Origin of the sequence: Kitasatospora sp. NPDC093558 (assembly GCF_040683475.1) — a bacterium.
Classification (GTDB): Bacteria; Actinomycetota; Actinomycetes; order Streptomycetales; family Streptomycetaceae; genus Kitasatospora.
Window position 1 is genome coordinate 1 of sequence record NZ_JBFBDY010001420.1, and the last position, 1,015, is coordinate 1,015.

General features: G+C 72.4%; 1 protein-coding gene and 1 pseudogene. Both read right to left on the minus strand.

From position 1 onward, the window contains the following. Positions 1 to 331, minus strand: a pseudogene (locus AB0O00_RS41465) (WYL domain-containing protein); the annotation flags it as partial. A 179-nt stretch (positions 332 to 510) separates the two neighbouring features. Continuing rightward, positions 511 to 888 carry an FKBP-type peptidyl-prolyl cis-trans isomerase gene (locus AB0O00_RS41470; protein ID WP_363659828.1) on the minus strand — a complete coding sequence of 126 codons (378 nt, stop codon included), beginning with the start codon at positions 886 to 888 and terminating at the stop codon, positions 511 to 513. Positions 889 to 1,015: the final 127 nt, after the last annotated feature.

Sequence of the window (1,015 nt, forward strand, 5' to 3'; positions counted from 1 at the left end):
TCGCCTGCTGCCAGACCCGCGCGGCCAGCGTGAGGGCGGCCGCCTCCTCGGCGTCCAGCGCGATCTCGGGCAGCCGGTTGCGGTCGGCGCGGGCGAGGTAGCCGAGCTCGCCGTCCAGGGCGTTCTCGTCGACGTCGATCACCAGGCCGAGCTCGCGCAGGTCGTCCTTGTCCCGCTCGAACATCCGGTTGAAGGCGTCCTCGCTGCTGTTCTGCCAGGCCTCGCGGTACGCCTCGATGGATTCCCGCAGCTCCTTCTTGGAGAGCGGACGTCTGGTGTTCATCAGGCACAGGGCGAGATTCATCAGCCGCTCTGCCTTGGCGATCGCCATCGCTGACCCTTCCGGTGTGCCGCGCCGCGCGCGGGGTGCGCCGCCGGACGATCGTCACCCGGCGGGACCGACCGTACCGGTAGCGGTACGCACCGCAAAAGCCGCCCCGGCTCTGTCCATTCGCAGACGTGCCCGTGGGCCGGGCCCCGGGAGGGGTCCGGCCCACGGCCGCGACGGGCTCAGACCGCCAGCAGGTCGACCACGAAGATCAGGGTCGAGTGCGGCGGGATCAGCGGGGACGGCGACTGCGCGCCGTAGGCCAGGTGCGACGGGATGACCAGCTCGCGGCGGCCGCCGACCTTCATGCCGACGACGCCCTGGTCCCAGCCCTTGATGACGCGGCCGGCGCCCAGCGGGAAGCGGAACTCGTTGGGGCTCCGGTTCCAGCTCGCGTCGAACTCCTCGCCGGTCTCGAAGGTCACGCCGACGTAGCGGACGCTGACGTTCTGGCCCTTCTTGGCCTCCGCACCGTCACCGACGACGATGTCGCGGATCTGCAGCTCGGTCGGAGCGTCGCCGATCGGGAAATCGACCTCAGGCTTCTCGTTAAGGCTCACAGTCCCTCTTCTCACGGTTCTCTCGGCATCCATGACCAAGCGGCGGGGGGGGGCCGCCCCCCGCCCCGCCCGGGCCCCCCGGGGCCGGCCCCGCCCCCCCCCCCCCGCCCCCCCCCCCCCGCCCCCC